Annotated in this window: 15 protein-coding genes; 9 read left to right on the forward strand and 6 right to left on the reverse strand. The window is 69.3% G+C overall.

Annotation, left to right across the window (positions count from 1 at the left end):
- Positions 1-7: 7 nt before the first annotated feature.
- The 3 genes from xerD to queG all read right to left on the reverse strand — a co-directional run bounded on the left by xerD (position 8) and on the right by queG (position 2,799).
- On the reverse strand, positions 8-955 hold the full coding sequence (gene xerD, locus B7P44_RS14155) for a site-specific tyrosine recombinase XerD (protein WP_084905136.1): 948 nt from the start codon (positions 953-955) through the stop codon (positions 8-10).
- Positions 952-1,419: a methylated-DNA--[protein]-cysteine S-methyltransferase gene (locus B7P44_RS14160; protein WP_084905138.1), complete on the reverse strand. Its 468-nt coding sequence runs from the start codon at positions 1,417-1,419 to the stop codon at positions 952-954. The genes xerD and B7P44_RS14160 overlap by 4 nt, the downstream gene beginning before the upstream one ends.
- A gap of 144 nt (positions 1,420-1,563) precedes the next feature.
- Positions 1,564-2,799: a tRNA epoxyqueuosine(34) reductase QueG gene (gene queG / locus B7P44_RS14165; protein ID WP_084905140.1), complete on the reverse strand. Its 1,236-nt coding sequence runs from the start codon at positions 2,797-2,799 to the stop codon at positions 1,564-1,566.
- Positions 2,800-2,816: 17 nt separating this feature from the next.
- Here queG and tsaE point away from each other — a divergent pair, with 17 nt between their 5' ends.
- Both tsaE and B7P44_RS14175 read left to right on the forward strand, forming a co-directional pair.
- Positions 2,817-3,371 (forward strand): tRNA (adenosine(37)-N6)-threonylcarbamoyltransferase complex ATPase subunit type 1 TsaE, encoded by a 555-nt coding sequence (tsaE, locus tag B7P44_RS14170; RefSeq protein WP_084905142.1) that lies wholly within the window; start codon positions 2,817-2,819, stop codon positions 3,369-3,371.
- Complete coding sequence (locus B7P44_RS14175; protein WP_084905143.1) at positions 3,353-4,876, forward strand: N-acetylmuramoyl-L-alanine amidase; 1,524 nt, start codon at positions 3,353-3,355, stop codon at positions 4,874-4,876. Before tsaE ends, B7P44_RS14175 begins: the two co-directional genes overlap by 19 nt.
- A gap of 71 nt (positions 4,877-4,947) precedes the next feature.
- Here B7P44_RS14175 and B7P44_RS14180 read toward each other — a convergent pair whose 3' ends face one another.
- Positions 4,948-5,826: an EamA family transporter gene (locus B7P44_RS14180; protein ID WP_193834330.1), complete on the reverse strand. Its 879-nt coding sequence runs from the start codon at positions 5,824-5,826 to the stop codon at positions 4,948-4,950.
- A gap of 241 nt (positions 5,827-6,067) precedes the next feature.
- On the opposite strand from B7P44_RS14180, the gene B7P44_RS14185 reads away from it, so the two are divergent.
- Together B7P44_RS14185 and trxA are read left to right on the forward strand one after the other, a co-directional pair.
- Positions 6,068-6,949 carry a pirin family protein gene (locus B7P44_RS14185; protein ID WP_084905147.1) on the forward strand — a complete coding sequence of 294 codons (882 nt, stop codon included), beginning with the start codon at positions 6,068-6,070 and terminating at the stop codon, positions 6,947-6,949.
- A gap of 51 nt (positions 6,950-7,000) precedes the next feature.
- Positions 7,001-7,849, forward strand: a complete 849-nt coding sequence (trxA, locus tag B7P44_RS14190) for a thioredoxin (protein ID WP_084905148.1) — start codon at positions 7,001-7,003, stop codon at positions 7,847-7,849.
- Positions 7,850-7,889: 40 nt separating this feature from the next.
- Here trxA and tcdA read toward each other — a convergent pair whose 3' ends face one another.
- Positions 7,890-8,747, reverse strand: coding sequence for a tRNA cyclic N6-threonylcarbamoyladenosine(37) synthase TcdA (gene tcdA, locus B7P44_RS14195; protein WP_084905150.1), 858 nt, complete (start codon positions 8,745-8,747; stop codon positions 7,890-7,892).
- 128 nt (positions 8,748-8,875) lie between these two features.
- Between tcdA and pdxH the strand changes: the two genes are divergently transcribed.
- The 3 genes from pdxH (at position 8,876) to B7P44_RS14210 (ending at position 12,181) form a co-directional block, all read left to right on the forward strand.
- Positions 8,876-9,520, forward strand: coding sequence for a pyridoxamine 5'-phosphate oxidase (gene pdxH, locus B7P44_RS14200; RefSeq protein ID WP_084905152.1), 645 nt, complete (start codon positions 8,876-8,878; stop codon positions 9,518-9,520).
- 127 nt (positions 9,521-9,647) lie between these two features.
- Positions 9,648-10,868 carry a class I SAM-dependent methyltransferase gene (locus tag B7P44_RS14205; protein WP_084905154.1) on the forward strand — a complete coding sequence of 407 codons (1,221 nt, stop codon included), beginning with the start codon at positions 9,648-9,650 and terminating at the stop codon, positions 10,866-10,868.
- A gap of 23 nt (positions 10,869-10,891) precedes the next feature.
- Positions 10,892-12,181, forward strand: a complete 1,290-nt coding sequence (locus B7P44_RS14210; protein WP_084905156.1) for a DUF72 domain-containing protein — start codon at positions 10,892-10,894, stop codon at positions 12,179-12,181.
- 15 nt (positions 12,182-12,196) lie between these two features.
- On the opposite strand, the gene msrA is transcribed toward B7P44_RS14210, so the two are convergent.
- Complete coding sequence (gene msrA, locus B7P44_RS14215) at positions 12,197-12,745, reverse strand: peptide-methionine (S)-S-oxide reductase MsrA (RefSeq protein WP_084905158.1); 549 nt, start codon at positions 12,743-12,745, stop codon at positions 12,197-12,199.
- Between the two features lie 524 nt (positions 12,746-13,269).
- On the opposite strand from msrA, the gene B7P44_RS14220 reads away from it, so the two are divergent.
- Together B7P44_RS14220 and B7P44_RS14225 are read left to right on the forward strand one after the other, a co-directional pair.
- Entirely contained in the window at positions 13,270-14,676 is a 1,407-nt protein-coding gene (locus B7P44_RS14220; protein WP_084905160.1) for a selenium-binding protein SBP56-related protein, read from the forward strand.
- Positions 14,673-15,338: a hypothetical protein gene (locus tag B7P44_RS14225; protein WP_084905162.1), complete on the forward strand. Its 666-nt coding sequence runs from the start codon at positions 14,673-14,675 to the stop codon at positions 15,336-15,338. The genes B7P44_RS14220 and B7P44_RS14225 overlap by 4 nt, the downstream gene beginning before the upstream one ends.
- Positions 15,339-15,351: the final 13 nt, after the last annotated feature.

Genomic DNA, 15,351 nt, shown 5'->3' on the forward strand with positions numbered 1-15,351 from the left:
CCCCGCGCTATCCGCGCGGGTGGTGCTGCGCGTGCAGCGTCCTCAGGCGCTCGCGCGCGACGTGCGTATAGATCTGCGTCGTCGAGATGTCGCTGTGGCCGAGCAGCATCTGCACGACGCGCAGGTCCGCGCCGTGATTCAGCAGGTGCGTCGCGAACGCGTGCCGCAGCGTGTGCGGCGACAGGTGCGCGCGCACGTCCGCCTGCCGCGCGTGGCGCTTGATGATGTTCCAGAACTGCTGGCGCGTCATGCCGTCGCCGCGCGCGGTCACGAACAGCGCATCGGCCGCGCGCGCGCCGAGCAGCGCCGGCCGCGCGTGGCGCAGGTAACGCTCGATCCAGCCGTGCGCGACTTCGCCGAACGGCACGAGCCGCTCCTTCGAGCCCTTGCCCATCACGCGCACGACGCCTTCGTTGAGCCCGACCTCGACGGTCTTCAGCGTCACGAGCTCGCTCACGCGCAGCCCGCTCGCATACATCAGCTCGAGCATCGTGCGGTCGCGCAGGCCGAGCGCCGTGTCGACATCGGGCGCGCCGAGCAGCGCCTCGACCTGCGCTTCGGACAGCGTCGACGGAAATCGTGCGGCCTGCTTCGCGGAGGTGATCCGCAGCGTCGGGTCCGCGCTCGCGCGATGCTCGCGCACGGCCCAGCCGTAATAGCGACGGAACACCGACAGGCGCCGGTTCGACGACGTCGCCTTGCCGTCGCTGCGCGCGGCGATGTAGCCCGTCACCATCGTCTCGTCGGCGACGTCGAGCGACGCGTCGTGCGTCGCCGCGAGCCACTGCGCAAACAGCGCCAGATCGCGGCGGTATGCGTCGAGCGTATTGCGCGCGAGGCCGTGCTCGAGCCACAACGCGTCGCAGAACACGTCGATCGACGCGCGGCTCGCGAGCAGCGCCGGCGACGCGGCCGCGTCGTCGGCGGCCTCCGGGGAAAGCAGCGGTTCGCTCATCGGTACGGCACGCCCTCGTGCGCGAGCAGCCAGCGCTTCACCCGGAGGTAGTAGCCGTCGTCGTGGTTCGCGAAGCCGCCGATGCCGCCCGACGCGACGACGCGATGGCACGGGATCACGAGCGGGAAATAGTTCGCGCCGCACGCCTGGCCGACCGAGCGCGGCGCGCTGCCGATCTGTTTCGCAACCTGCCCGTAAGTCAGCACGACGCCCGGCGGGATCTCGCAGATCGCATTCCACACGCGGTGCTGGAACGCGGTGCCGACCTCGGCGAGCGGCAGGTCGAAGGTCGCCGACGCGCGCTCGAAATAGCGTTCGATCTGCTCGACCGCGCGCTTCGCGAGCGGCGTGTCCGGATCGACGGATTTCACCGATTCGGGCAGATAGACGATCTCGCGCACCACGCCCGCATCCGTGCGGATGCCGACCTTGCCGAATGGCGCATAGATTACTGCGTTGAACATTACTGTCTCCGGTCCCATGCTTCGCACGCCCATCCCGTGCCAAGCCGAAAGAATTGCAGCCGGCGCGCCGCCCGTCCCGCCGGCGCTGCGCCGGCAAGCGCGGCCGCAGCCTGACACCTGTCGAACCGCCACTTTACGCCGCCTTCACGCCGCCCGCAGCGCCCACTCGACATGCTCGCGCACGAGCGGCGACGGATCGTCGGCGCGCGCGCGCAGCGCGGCGACGATCGCGTCGCGCGCGGCCGGCGCGAGCCGTTCCCGCGGCGCGCGCAACGCGTTGCCGAGGCCGACCGCGAGATTGCGCAGCCAGCATTCGTGGCCGATGCGCCGGATCGCGCTGCCCTGCATCCGCGCGTCGAATTCGTCGGCACTCCAACCGAACAGCTCGACGAGCGTCGCGCGGTCGAGCCCGTGACGCACGTCGAAATCGGCGACCGGCGCGGCCTGCGCGAACTTGTTCCAGGGACAGACGAGCTGGCAGTCGTCGCAGCCGTACACGCGGTTGCCGATCAGCGGCCGCATCGGCTCGGGGATGCTGCCTTTCAGTTCGATCGTCAGGTACGAGATGCAGCGCCGCGCATCGACGCGGTACGGCTCGACGATCGCGCCGGTCGGACACGCGTCGATGCAGCGCGTGCAGCTGCCGCAATGCGCGCCCGGGGTCTCGGGCGCCGCGTCGGGCGCGGTCTGCGCATCGGTCGGCAGCGGGATGTCGACGTAGATCTCGCCGAGGAAGAACAGCGAGCCCGCATCGCGCTGCAGCAGCAGCGTGTGCTTGCCGCGCCAGCCGACACCGGCCTTCTGCGCGAGCTCGACCTCGAGCACCGGCGCGGAATCGGTGAACACGCGGTAGCCGAACGCGCCGATCTCGCGCTCGATGCGCTCGGCGAGCGTCTGCAGGCGATTGCGCAATACCTTGTGATAGTCGCGGCCGCGCGCGTAGATCGACACGACGGCGGCCTGCGGATCGTCGAGGCGGGCCTGCTCGCGCGCGCGCCAGTCGCGCGGCGCGCGCGCGCCGTGCGCATCGTCCGGCGCGTCGCCCGCGAGCGTCTGCGCCGGCAGATAGGCTAGCCGGGCCGAGATCACGCGTCGCGTACCGGCCACAAGTTCGGCCGGCCGCGCGCGTTTCATCCCATGTTTCGCCATATAATCCATCTCGCCGTGGCAACCGGCTTCCAGCCAGGCGGCGAGCCCCGCTTCGGCCTCCGAGAGATCGGTATCGCTGATGCCGATCGCCCCGAAACCCAATTCGCGCCCCCACGCCCTGATGCGCGCGGCGAGCGCAGTCAACGCCGCATCGTCGAGGACGCACGGCGCCGCGCGCTCGGCCTGGGTCGAGCGCGTTTCGGATGCGGCGAGTTCCGGTAATCGGTTCATCGCACTATTTTACGAGAATGCCAGCGACGCACAGCCATCCGCCCCACGCCTCCACGCTGCCCGCCCCGCTCGCGGAGCGCGTGTTCGCGCTCGCCGACGAAGCGGCGACCGAGGCCTTCGGCGCACGCTTCGCGCAGGTGCTCGACGCGGCACGCATCGAACTGACGCGCACGCACGCGTTCGACGGCCTGCAAATCCAGCTGGTCGGCGACCTCGGCGCAGGCAAGACGTCCCTCGTGCGCGCGATCCTGCGCGGCCTCGGCCATCGCGGCCGCGTGCGCAGCCCGACCTACACGCTCGTCGAGCCGTACGCGCTCGAACGCGACGATGGGGAACTCGAGGTCTATCACTTCGATCTGTACCGTTTCAACGACCCGGCCGAATGGTCCGACGCCGGCTTTCGCGAGTATTTCAATTCCAGCGCGATCTGCCTCGTCGAATGGCCGCAACAGGCGGGCACGCTGCTCGGCGTGCCCGATCTGGTCTTCTCGCTCGACGTGGACGGCGACGGCCGCGCCCTCACCGTCCGGGCGTACAGCGCTTCAGGAAACGCATGTCTCGAAAGATGTTGATCAAACCGTTCCGCTCGATCGAATCGGCGGCCACCGCGACGCATAACTGGCGGCGCCGCCAGATCCTGTGCGCGGGCGCGTCGACGCTGGTGCTCGGCCTCGCGCTGCCGCGCGTCGCGCATGCGACGTCGGTGCTCGGCGTGCGGGTGTGGCCCGCGCGCGATTACACGCGCGTGACGATCGAATCCGACCAGCCGCTGCAGAATACCCAACAGCTGCTGCAGGGCCCCGACCGCCTCGTCGTCGACCTGAACGGGCTCGATCTCGACCAGTCGCTGCGCGACCTCGTGTCGAAGATCGCGCCGAACGATCCGCAGATCCACTCGGTGCGCGTCGGCCAGTATCAGCCGCACGTCGTGCGGATGGTGTTCGACCTGAAGGGCTCGGTGAAGCCGCAGGTGTTCACGCTGCCGCCCGTCGGCACCTACAAGTACCGCCTGGTGTTCGACCTGTATCCGGCCGTCGCGCCCGATCCGCTGACCGACCTGATCGCGCAGACGGAGCGCAAGGAACAGCAGCTCAACGAAGCCACGCGCGCGCAGCAGGTGCAGCCGCCGACCGCGCTGAGCGGCCCGACACAGCCGCCCGCCGCCGGCAACGACAACAGCGATGCGTTCTTCCAGCGCTTCGCGCAGAACACGCCCGCCACGCCACATGCGCCGCCGGCCGCGGCAGGGAGCGCGAGCGCGAAGCCCGCGGTCAAGCCGCCGCCCGTCATCGCGCGCAAGGACGACGAGGACGAAGGCGACGACACCTACAAGTTCAGCGCGCCGAAAGCCGGCAAGGGCGGCACCGTGCGCCTGCTGACGGTCGCGATCGATCCGGGCCACGGCGGCGAGGACCCGGGCGCGATCGGCGGCGGCGGCACCTACGAGAAGCACGTCGCGCTCGACATCGCGAAGAAGCTGCGCGCGAAGATCGACGCGGCGCCGAACATGCGCGCGATGATGACGCGCGACGCCGACTTCTTCGTGCCGCTCAACGTGCGCGTGCAGAAGGCGCGCCGCGTCGGCGCGGACCTGTTCGTGTCGATCCACGCGGACGCGTTCACGACGCCGTCCGCGCGCGGCTCGTCGGTGTTCGCGCTGTCGGACCACGGCGCGTCGAGCGCGGCGGCCCGCTGGCTCGCGAACAAGGAAAACGCGTCGGACCTGATCGGCGGGATCAACATCAAGACCCAGGACGCCGCGGTGAGCCGCGCGCTGTTCGACATGTCGACGACGGCGCAGATCCGCGACTCGCTGCGCTACGGCAACTACGTGCTGAAGGAAGTCGGCGGCATCAACAAGCTGCACAAGGGCTCGGTCGAGCAGGCCGGGTTCGCGGTGCTGAAGGCGCCCGACATCCCGTCGATCCTCGTCGAGACCGCGTTCATCAGCAACCCGGACGAGGAGCGCCGGCTCAACGACGACAGCTATCGCGACGAGATGGCCGACGCGATCTTCCGCGGCATCAAGCGCTATTTCGCGGCGAACCCGCCGCTCGCGAAGAACCGGATGGCCTGACGGCCGCCGTCTCCGCGTTTCCCCCGCGCCGCCGGCCGCACGCGCTGCGTGCGGGCGCGCGCGTCACGACGTCATGACACCGCGAAGCGGCGCATCAGCTTCCCGCCGAACACATTGACCGCGAGGCCGCCCATCACGAGCGCCGCGCCCGCGAACTGCGCGCGCGTCAGGTGCTCGTCGAGCAGCAGCGCCGCCGACGCGAGGCCGACGACCGGCACCACCAGCGAGAACTGCGCGACCTGCGCGGCCGGATAGCGCGACAGCAGCCGGCTCCACAAGCCGTAGCCGAGCAGCGTCGCGACGAACGCGAGATAGACGACCGCGAAGATCGACGTGCCCGTCAGCGCGCCGAGCGCGGCCACGATCCGCTGCGGCCCTTCGAACCACAGCGACAGCGCGAAGAACGGCACCGGCGGCACGAGGCTCGCCCACACGACGAGCGACACGAGGTTGGCCTGCCCGACCTTCTTCGTCACGATGTTGCCAAACGCCCACATCGCGGCCGAGCAGAGCGTCAGCAGGAAGCCGGCCAAGGTCATCGCGCGCCCGCCCTGCGCGGCGATCACGACGAGGCCGGTCGCGGCGATGGCGAGGCCGACCAGGTTCTGCACGCGCAGCCGCTCGCCGAGGAACGCCATCGCGAATACCAGCGTGAAGAACGCCTGCGACTGCAGCACGAGCGACGCGAGCCCGGCGGGCATCCCGACGTACATCGCGGTGAACAGGAACACGAACTGGCCGAGCTGGATCGTCGCGCCGTACAGCACGAGCAGCCGCCACGGAATCTGCGGGCGGCGCACGAAGAACACCGCCGGCACCGCCGCGAGCGTGAAGCGCAGCGCGCCGAGCAACATCGGCGGCATCCCGTTCAGCCCGACCCGGATCACGACGAAGTTCACCCCCCACGCGAGGATCACGACCAGCGCCAGCAGCAGGTCCTTCGGGGTCATCATCGTGGTCTCCTTGATATGTCGTTCTGAGGGTCGCCAGTTTACCGGCGATCGGGAACCGTCCGGAATCCCGCACGCGCGTTGTGGATACGGCGGGCGCCAAGCCGGTGCGGCGAGCACGCTGCACGCGAGCAAGAACCGTACCGCTCCGCACGGCCCACGACGCGTCGCGCGCACGCTGCCGGGCGCCAGTACAGCCAGTACAATGACCCGCATCCCCGCAGCGTCGACAGGATCCGCCATGACCGACTCCATCAAAGCCCTGCTGAAGCCGCACGTGCGCGACATCGGCAACCTGCAGGTGCGCCGCACGCTGCCCGCGCTCGCCGCGCGCCTCGTCGGCCCGTTCATCTTCTTCGATCACATGGGGCCCGCGACGCTGCCGCCCGGCACGGGCCTCGACGTGCGCCCGCATCCGCACATCGGGCTCGCGACCGTCACGTACCTGTTCGAGGGCGCGATCCTGCACCGCGACAGCCTCGGCTCGCTGCAGGAGATCGTGCCCGGCGACGTCAACTGGATGACCGCGGGACGCGGGATCGTCCATTCCGAGCGCACGCCCGACGCGCTGCGCGAGCGGGGCCACACCGTGCACGGGATCCAGACCTGGGTCGCGCTGCCGCTCGCGCACGAGACCGACGAGCCGTCGTTCGAGCACCACGAGGCCGCGGCGCTGCCGAAGCTGAACGACAACGGCGTGGCGCTGACGGTGATCGCCGGCGACGCGTTCGGGCTGCGCTCGCCCGTCACGACGTTCTCGCGCACGCTGTACGTGGCCGCGGAATTCGCGGACGGCGGCCGCCTCGCGCTCGACGCGTCGCACGAGGAGCGCGCGATCTATCTGGTCGAAGGCGACCTCGCGATCGACGGCACGCCGCTCGAGCCCGCGCAGATGGCCGTGCTCGCGCCCGGCGCGACCGTCACGCTGACGAGCACCGCCGGCGCGCGCGCGATGCTGCTCGGCGGCGACCGGCTCGACGGCGAACACTTCATCGACTGGAATTTCGTCGCGAGCAGCCGCGACGCGATCGAGCGCGCGAAGGAAGCCTGGACGCGGCAGGAAATGGGCAAGGTGCCCGGCGAGACCGAGTGGATCCCGCTGCCCGAGCGCAAGCCGCGTTGAAAAACGCGCGTGCCGCCCCAACCTGACGACATCCGAACTCAAGAGGACGACATGGACACCACGCTTGCCACTTTCGAAAAAGACGTCATCGAGGCGTCGCTGGACACGCCCGTGCTGGTCGACTTCTGGGCGCCGTGGTGCGGCCCCTGCAAGACGCTCGGCCCGCTGCTGGAAAAGCTCGAAAGCGACTACGAGGGCCGCTGGAAGCTCGTGAAGGTCAACGTCGACGAGAACCAGGAACTCGCCGCGCACTTCCAGACGCGCAGCATTCCGCATGTGATCGCGTTCGCCGACGGCCGCCCGGTCGACCAGTTCGTCGGCGTGCTGCCCGAAGGGCAATTGCGCGCGTTCCTCGACCGGCTGCTGCCGGCGCCCGAGGAAGCCGAGCGCCGCGCCGCGCAGTTCGCGGCGGCGGAGGGACGCTTCGACGATGCGCGCGCCCACCTCGAAGCCGCGCTCGCGCTGAACCCCGGCTTCGACGACGCGCGGCTCGACCTGATCGAGCTGCTGCTCGCGAGCAACCACGTCGATGCGGCGCGCGCGGAAACCGAGCGCCTGTCGCCGCAGACCGTGCAAAACGGCGATCCGCGCCTGCAGGCGATCCAGACCCGTTTCGACGCGCTCGCCGCGACCGCCGACCTGCCGCCGACCGACGCGCTCGAGGCGCGCATCGCCGAGAATCCGGCCGACCTCGACGCGCGTTTCGATCTCGCGCAGAGCCTGATCGCGCGGCGCGCGTACGAAGGCGCGCTGGAGCAGTTGCTGGAAATCGTCGTGCGCGACCGCGCGTACGGCGACGACCTCGGCCGCAAGACGATGATCTCGGTGTTCGAGCTGGCGGGCGACCGCCCGGACCTCGTTGCCGTGTGGCGGCGCAAGCTGAGCATGGCGCTCCACTGACCCGGGCCGGCGGGCGGCAAGCGAGCGCGGCCTCCCCCGGTCAGGCCGCGGCGGCCCGCGCCGCGATCGCCCGCAGCGCATGCGCGGCCGCCGCGAAGCCGAAGCTCGCGGTCACGCACACGCTCGAGCCGAAGCCCGCGCAGTTGAGCCCCGCGACGTGCGCGGCCGTGGACGGCTCCGCGCCGTCCTCGATATCGCAGGCGGCGGCTTCCGGATAGATCAGCGGCTCGTCCGAATACACGGCGCTGACCTTGAAGCGCGCCTTCGGCCCGCGCGGGAAGCCGTGCTGCTTGCGCAGCTGCGCGCGCACCTTCGACAGCAGCGGATCCTGGATCGTCAGCGCGAGATCGTCGATGCGGATGCGGGTCGGGTCGAGCTGCCCGCCCGCGCCGCCGACCGTGACGAGCGGCTGCCCTTTCGCGACGCACCACGCGATCAGCGCGACCTTCGTGCGCACGCTGTCGATCGCGTCGATCACGTAGTCGAAGCCGCCGCCGAGCAGCGCGTCGAAATTGTCGGCTTCCACGAAATCCTCGATCCGGTTCACGCGGCACGCGGGATCGATCAGCGCGATCCGCTCGGCCATCGCGTCGACCTTCGGCTTGCCGTAATTGCCGTCGAGCGCGTGGATCTGCCGGTTCGTGTTGCTTTCGGCAACGTTATCGAGATCGACGAGCGTAAGCCGGCCGACCGCGCTGCGCGCGAGCGCCTCGGCCGTCCACGAACCGACCCCGCCGATGCCGATCACCGCGACGTGCGCGCGCTCGAACGCGGCGAGCGCGGGCGCGCCGTACAGTCGCGCAATGCCGCCGAAGCGCCGGGCGCGATCCACGTCAAGCTGAGTTGACGGGCTCGGGGTAAGATCAGAGGTTATCGGGGCGGCGTCGTGGAATGACATGGCGGCAAGGGAAACGTAAGTCGTGCAGCCCCGTATTTTGCCTGAACCGCTCGCCAACACGCGCCACTGTGCACGCACGTTTCTTCCGCCTTCGCTATACTGGCCCCAGATTGAAGCGTTCGCATAACATGACGACACTCGCCGATCTCCGCATCAATTACTCGCGTGCTTCGCTCGACGAAGCCGACGCCGCCCCGAACCCCTTCGCACAGTTCGACCGCTGGTTCAAGGAGGCGCTCGACGCCAAGCTTCCCGAGCCGAACACGATGACGCTCGCCACCGTCGGCGAAAACGGCCGTCCGTCCGCCCGGATCGTGCTGATCAAGGGCGTCGACGAACGCGGGTTCGTCTTCTTCACCAATTACGAAAGCCGCAAGGGCCGCGATCTCGCCACGCATCCGTATGCCGCGCTGCTGTTCTACTGGATCGAGCTCGAGCGCCAGGTGCGCGTCGAAGGCCGCATCGAGAAGACCAGCGCCGAGGACAGCGACCGCTATTTCGCGTCGCGCCCGCTCGGCTCGCGCATCGGCGCGTGGGCGTCCGACCAGAGCGCCGTGATCGACAGCCGCGCGACGCTCGAAGCGCGCGAGAAGGCCGTCAGCGAGCGCTACGGCGACGACCCGCCGCGGCCGCCGCACTGGGGCGGCTACCGCCTCGTGCCCGAGTCGCTCGAATTCTGGCAGGGCCGCCCGTCGCGGCTGCACGACCGGCTGCTGTATACGCGCGAGCCCGCCGCGCCGCACGGCTGGACGATTTCGCGCCTGTCGCCGTAAGCCGGCGCGGCGCGCACCGCCGATCGCGCTTCGTATTTTTCGTATTGCATGCGGGCGCCCGCTTGGTCGGCGGGCGCCGGTCAAGAAACTTGGCTGTATTCGATTCAACGAACAACGGAGATTCCAAATGTTCTGGGAAAAGAAGCTGGCACAGTGGGCGGACGAAGTACGGGCGAAGGCGAACATTCCGGCGCGCCTCGTTTTGTGGAACGGCGATCAGCTCGATTTCGGCACGTTCGCCGCGCCGCAGGTCACGCTGAAGGTCAACAGCGCATCGGCGTTGCCGCTCTTGCTCGACCCGAGCCTCGACAACCTCGGCGAGGCGTACGTGAAGGGCAAGATCGACATCGAGGGCAAGCTCTCCGACATCATCAACATCAGCTACTCGCTCGCGCGCAGCACCGTGACGAATGCGAGCAAGCTCGCGCGCGTGAAGCGCTACTTCAATCACACGAAGAACACCGACAAGAAGGCGATCCAGTATCACTACGACGTCTCGAACGAGTTCTACCGGCTGTGGCTCGACGAGAACATGGTCTACTCGTGCGCGTACTTCGAGAACGGCGACGAGGATCTCGCCACCGCGCAGATCAAGAAGATCGACCACATCCTCACGAAGATCGGGCTGCAGCCGGGCCAGCGCCTGCTCGACATCGGCTGCGGCTGGGGCGCGCTGGTGCTGCGGGCCGCGAGCAAGTTCGGCGCGCAGTGTCTCGGTGTGACGCTGTCGCAGAACCAGTTCGACCTCGCGACCGCGCGCGTGAAGGCCGCGGGGCTGGAGGACAAAATCGAGATCCGCCTGCAGGACTACCGCGAGATCGACGGCCAGTTCGACCGCATCACGAGCGTCGGGATGTTCGAGCACGTCGGCCGCAAGAACCTGCCGCTCTACTTCACGCGAATCCGCGAGCTGCTCGCCGACGACGGCATCGCGATGAACCACGGCATCACGTCGACCGACGCGGAAAGTGGCGAGACGGCGCTCGGCGGCGGCGAGTTCATCGACCGCTACGTGTTCCCGGACGGCGAGCTGCCGCACATCAGCCTCGCGCTCGAAGCGGCGCAGCGCGGCGGGCTCGAGGCGATTGACGTCGAAAGCCTGCGGCGGCACTATGCGCGCACGCTCGACATCTGGACCGAGAACTTCGAAGCGAAGGCCGAGGAAGCCAGGCAGCTCGTCGACGACGAAAAATTCCGCATCTGGCGCGTGTATCTCGCCGGCTGCGCGTATGCGTTCGAGCACGACGACGTGTCGATCTTTCAAATCGTGTGCCGCAAGGCCGGGCAGAGCGCGAAGACGCTGCCGTGGTCGCGGCGCTACATGTACGAACACGCGCTGCCGCGCTAGGCGGCGCTTCACGCACGGCATGCATGGGTGACGGCAGGACGCGGCGCAAGGCGCCGCCGGGACGGCAGCAACACGACGATTCGGACGGGACGCCCGCCGACGGACAGTTCGACCTGTTCGGCGCGGCGCCCGACGACGCACGCGCCGTTCCGCCCGCGGACGACGACACTCGTGCGAACGCCGGCGATAACGTCAATGTGACGCCGGACGACAGCGGCAACGCGCCGCCTGTGCCTGCGCCCCGCGCACCCGACGACGCAACGCCTCCCTCCACCGGCCTGCTGTGGGACGAACCCGCGCCGCCGTCCGCGCCGAAGAAAGGCAAGCGCCGGCGCGGCGTGGCGCCCGCGCCGATCGCGCCCGACGTGGCGGACGCCGCGGCCGGCCTGCCTCCGAACGTGCGGCTCGGCACGTCGTCATGGTTTTTCCCCGGCTGGAACGGCATCGTCTACGACGGCGACTTCGCGCAGACCAAGCTGTCGCGCGAAGGGCTCGAAGCGTACGGCGCGCATCCGCTGCTCAAGAGCGTGAGCCTCGACCGGTCGTTCTACGGGCCGCTGTCCGTCGCCGACTACCTGCGCTACGCGCAGCAAGTGCCGGACGATTTCCGCTTCGTCGTCAAGGCGCCCGCATCGGTCACCGACGCGGTCGTGCGCGGCCGGCGCGGCGAGCCGTCCGGACCGAATCCGACCTTCCTCGATGCCGCGCTCGCGACGAACGAATTCGTGCGGCCGTGCCTCGACGGGCTCGGCAGGAAGGCCGGCGTGCTGGTGTTCCAGTTCTCGCCGCTGCCGGATCGACTGCTCGCCGACCCCGCCGCGCTGATCGACCGGCTGAGCGCGTTCTTCGCGGCGCTGCCGCCGCTGCCGCCCGAGCCGGACGGCCCGCGCTATGCGATCGAGATCCGCGACGCGAGCCTGCTCACGCCGCGTTTCATCCGCGCGCTCGCCGCGCTCGGCGTGCGCTACTGCGTCGGCCTGCACGCGCGGATGCCCGACCCGCTGCGGCAGGCGGCCGCGCTCGCGCTGCTCGACGGCGATGCGCCGGGCCCGCTGATCGTGCGCTGGAGCCTGCACGCCGGCTTCAAGTACGAGCAGGCGAAAGCGAAATACGAGCCGTTCGACCGGCTCGTCGACGAGGATCCGCACACGCGCTCGGCGCTCGCCGAACTGGCCGCGCGCTATGCAATGGCCGGCCAGCCCGTGCTCATCACGATCAACAACAAGGCCGAAGGCTCCGCGCCGCTGTCGTGCATCGCGCTCGCGCGCGAGATCGCCGCCGCGTGCGCGCAGTTGCGCAGCGAGGCGGCCTAGGGTCTTGGCGCCAGTTCACGCGCCGCGCGACGACTTCAGCCGGTGCGCGAACTTCTGGCGGAACTTCGCGAGCTTCGGCCCGATCACGACCGCGCAATACCCCTGGCCGGGATTCTGCGCATAGTAGTTCTGGTGGTAGTCCTCGGCCGGCCAGTAATTGCCGTCGAGCGGCACGACCTGCGTGACGATCGGCTGCGCGAATACCTGCTCGCGCTCGAGCTCGCGGATCACGTCGAGCGCGGTGTCGCGCTGCGCGTCCGAATGCGTGAACACCACCGACCGGTATTGCGTGCCGGTATCGTTGCCCTGCCGGTTGAGCTGGGTCGGATCGTGCGTCGCGAAAAAGATTTCGAGGATCTCGCGATAGCCGATGCGCGCCGGGTCGAACGTCACGTTGACGACCTCCGCGTGTCCGGTGTCGCCGTCGCACACGTCGCGATAGCCCGGATTGCGGGTATGCCCACCCGCGTAGCCGGACTCGACCGCCGTCACGCCGTCGACGTCGAGAAACACCGCTTCCGTGCACCAGAAGCAGCCGCCGCCTAAAGTCGCGGTTTCAAGCATCTCGTTCCCCTTGAAATCAAATAGCCGTTGAGAACGGGCAGTATCGCATCCGAACCAATCACCTGCACGACGACGGAATGCGCAATGCCGCGGTGCGCCCGCGCACTGCGGCGAAGACGTCGCCGCCGATTCTCGACTACACTAGGCCACTCTCGGCCAGGAAGAAAGATCCGCCCTTCCGCCGGGATCGCCCCATGCTCCACCCTGATGCATCATCGTCCGTTGCAGCAGCGTTCCGGATGCTTCAGCGAACACCCCTCGCATCACCGGCTCGATCGAGCCCCGGCCGGTCGGCGGCAACGTCGCGCCGCAATCGGCCAAGCGTCGACGCTTCACCCGATACACGTCATCTGTTTTCGCTTCTGGATGGAAGGCACCGCCCGTCTCGCACGCGAGCGTCGCGGGTGCCGGCAGCTCCGTTCGGCCGCGGCGGCAACCCCGCCCGGCCGTCTCGCATGACAACCGCGCCCGTCATCGGCGATCCCGCGCCGGGCGCTCAAATACCATAACGAGAGGGCACTACCATGACCATGCGGCCTGACCCGACGTTTCACGCGTCGCCGGAACTCGCGATGCGCGCGCCAGCCGAATCCTTCGCCTACACCCTGCTGCTGAGCCCCGACTTTTCGCAGCCCGACGCGCTCGCCGTGATCGACGTGAAGCCCGGCTCGGAAACCTACGGCCAGATCGTGCATACGGTGACGATGCCGACCACCGGCGACGAATTCCATCACTTCGGCTGGAATGCGTGCTCGTCGTCGCTGTCGCCGCTCACCGGCCACGCGTTTCTCCAGCGCCGCTTCCTGATCATCCCGGGCCTGCGCTCGTCGCGCATCTACGTCGTGGACACGCATCCGCACCCGACCCAGGCGCGCATCCACAAGATCATCGAACCCGACGAAGTGTTCAGCAAGACCGGCTACTCGCGGCCGCACACGGTCCATTGCGGGCCCGAGGGGATCTATGTCAGCACGCTGGGCGGCGCCGGCGAGGACGGCATGGACGGCCAGCCGGGCATCTTCATCATGGACTGCGAGACCTTCGACGTCGTCGGCCCCTGGGAAATCGACCGCGGCACGCAGGACAAGCATTACGACTTCTGGTGGAACCTGCCGCGCGACTACATGGTGTCGAGCGAATGGGCGCTGCCGCCGCAATTCGAGAACGGCCTCGTCCCCGAGGAGCTGCTGGCGAACCGGTACGGGCACCGGCTGCATTTCTGGGACCTGCGCGCGCGGCGCAACGTGCAGACCATCGACCTCGGCGCGCAGCACCAGATGGCGCTGGAGGTGCGGCCCGCGCATGATCCCGCGCGCGAATACGGCTTCCTCGGTGTCGTGATCGACACGACGAACCTCGAAGGCTCGATCTGGACCTGGTGGCGCGAAGACGGCCGGTTCCACATCGAGAAGACCGCGACGATCCCGGCCGAGCCCGCGCCCGCGGACCAGCTGCCGCCACTGTTGAAACCGTTCGGCGCGGTGCCGCCGCTCGTGACCGACATCGACCTGTCGCTCGACGACCGCTTCCTGTACGTGTCCTGCTGGGGCACCGGCGAGATGCGCCAGTACGACGTCACCGACCCGCGCAAGCCGAAGCTCGCGGGATCGGTGCATATCGGCGGCATCGTGCGGCGCACGCCGCACCCGAACGGCAAGACGTTCGCGGGCGGCCCGCAGATGGTCGAGATCAGCCGCGACGGCAAGCGGGTCTACTGGACCAACTCGCTCTATTCAACGTGGGATAACCAGTTCTACCCCGACGGCGTGCCCGGCGCGCAGGTGATGGCGCACGCCGGGCCCGGCGGCGGCCTGACGCTCGCCGACGACTACTGGGTCGCGTTTCCGGACGGCTACCGCGCGCACCAGATCCGGCTCGAAGGCGGCGATTGCTCGACCGATTCGTTTTGCTATCCGTCGGTCCGGTCTTGAGCGGCCACGTCACGGCCCAGGTCGGTCTCTGGTCCGCGGTGCTGGCAAGCGGCCTCTATCACGGGTTCAACCCGGCGATGGGATGGCCGCTCGCCGTGTCGAACGCGCTGATGGCGCGCAGCGGCCGCGCGCTGGTCGCGGCGCTCGGCTATCTCGCGCTCGGGCACGCGCTGTCGGTGTTCGCGATGATGCTGCCGTTCGCGGCGCTCGCCGCGCTCGTCGCATGGCAGGCGCCGATCCGGATCGGCGCGAGCGTGCTCGTGATCGCCTGCGGGGCCGTGCTGCTGCTGCGGCCGCGCCACCCGCGGATCCTCGCGCGCATCCCGCCGTCGCGGCTCGGGCTCTGGTCGTTCGCGGTGGCGATCGCGCACGGCGCGGGGCTGATGCTGGTGCCGATCTATCTCGGGCTCTGCGGGATCGACATGGACCCGGGACATCGCGCGGCCACGGCGCTCGTGAATGCGAACCTCGGGATGGCGCTCGTCGTCGCGGCCACGCATGCCGCCGCGATGCTCGCCGCCGGCGGGCTGCTCGCGTGGCTGGTCTACCGCTACCTCGGGCTGAAGTTCGTGTCGCGGAGCTGGTTCAACCTCGATGCGCTCTGGGCGTCGAGCCTGATCCTGATCGGCGCGGTGTCGCTCGGGCTCGGCGCGGCGGGCTAGCTGTCCGCCCGCG

Origin of the sequence: Burkholderia ubonensis subsp. mesacidophila (assembly GCF_002097715.1) — a bacterium.
Taxonomy (GTDB): Bacteria; Pseudomonadota; Gammaproteobacteria; order Burkholderiales; family Burkholderiaceae; genus Burkholderia; species Burkholderia mesacidophila.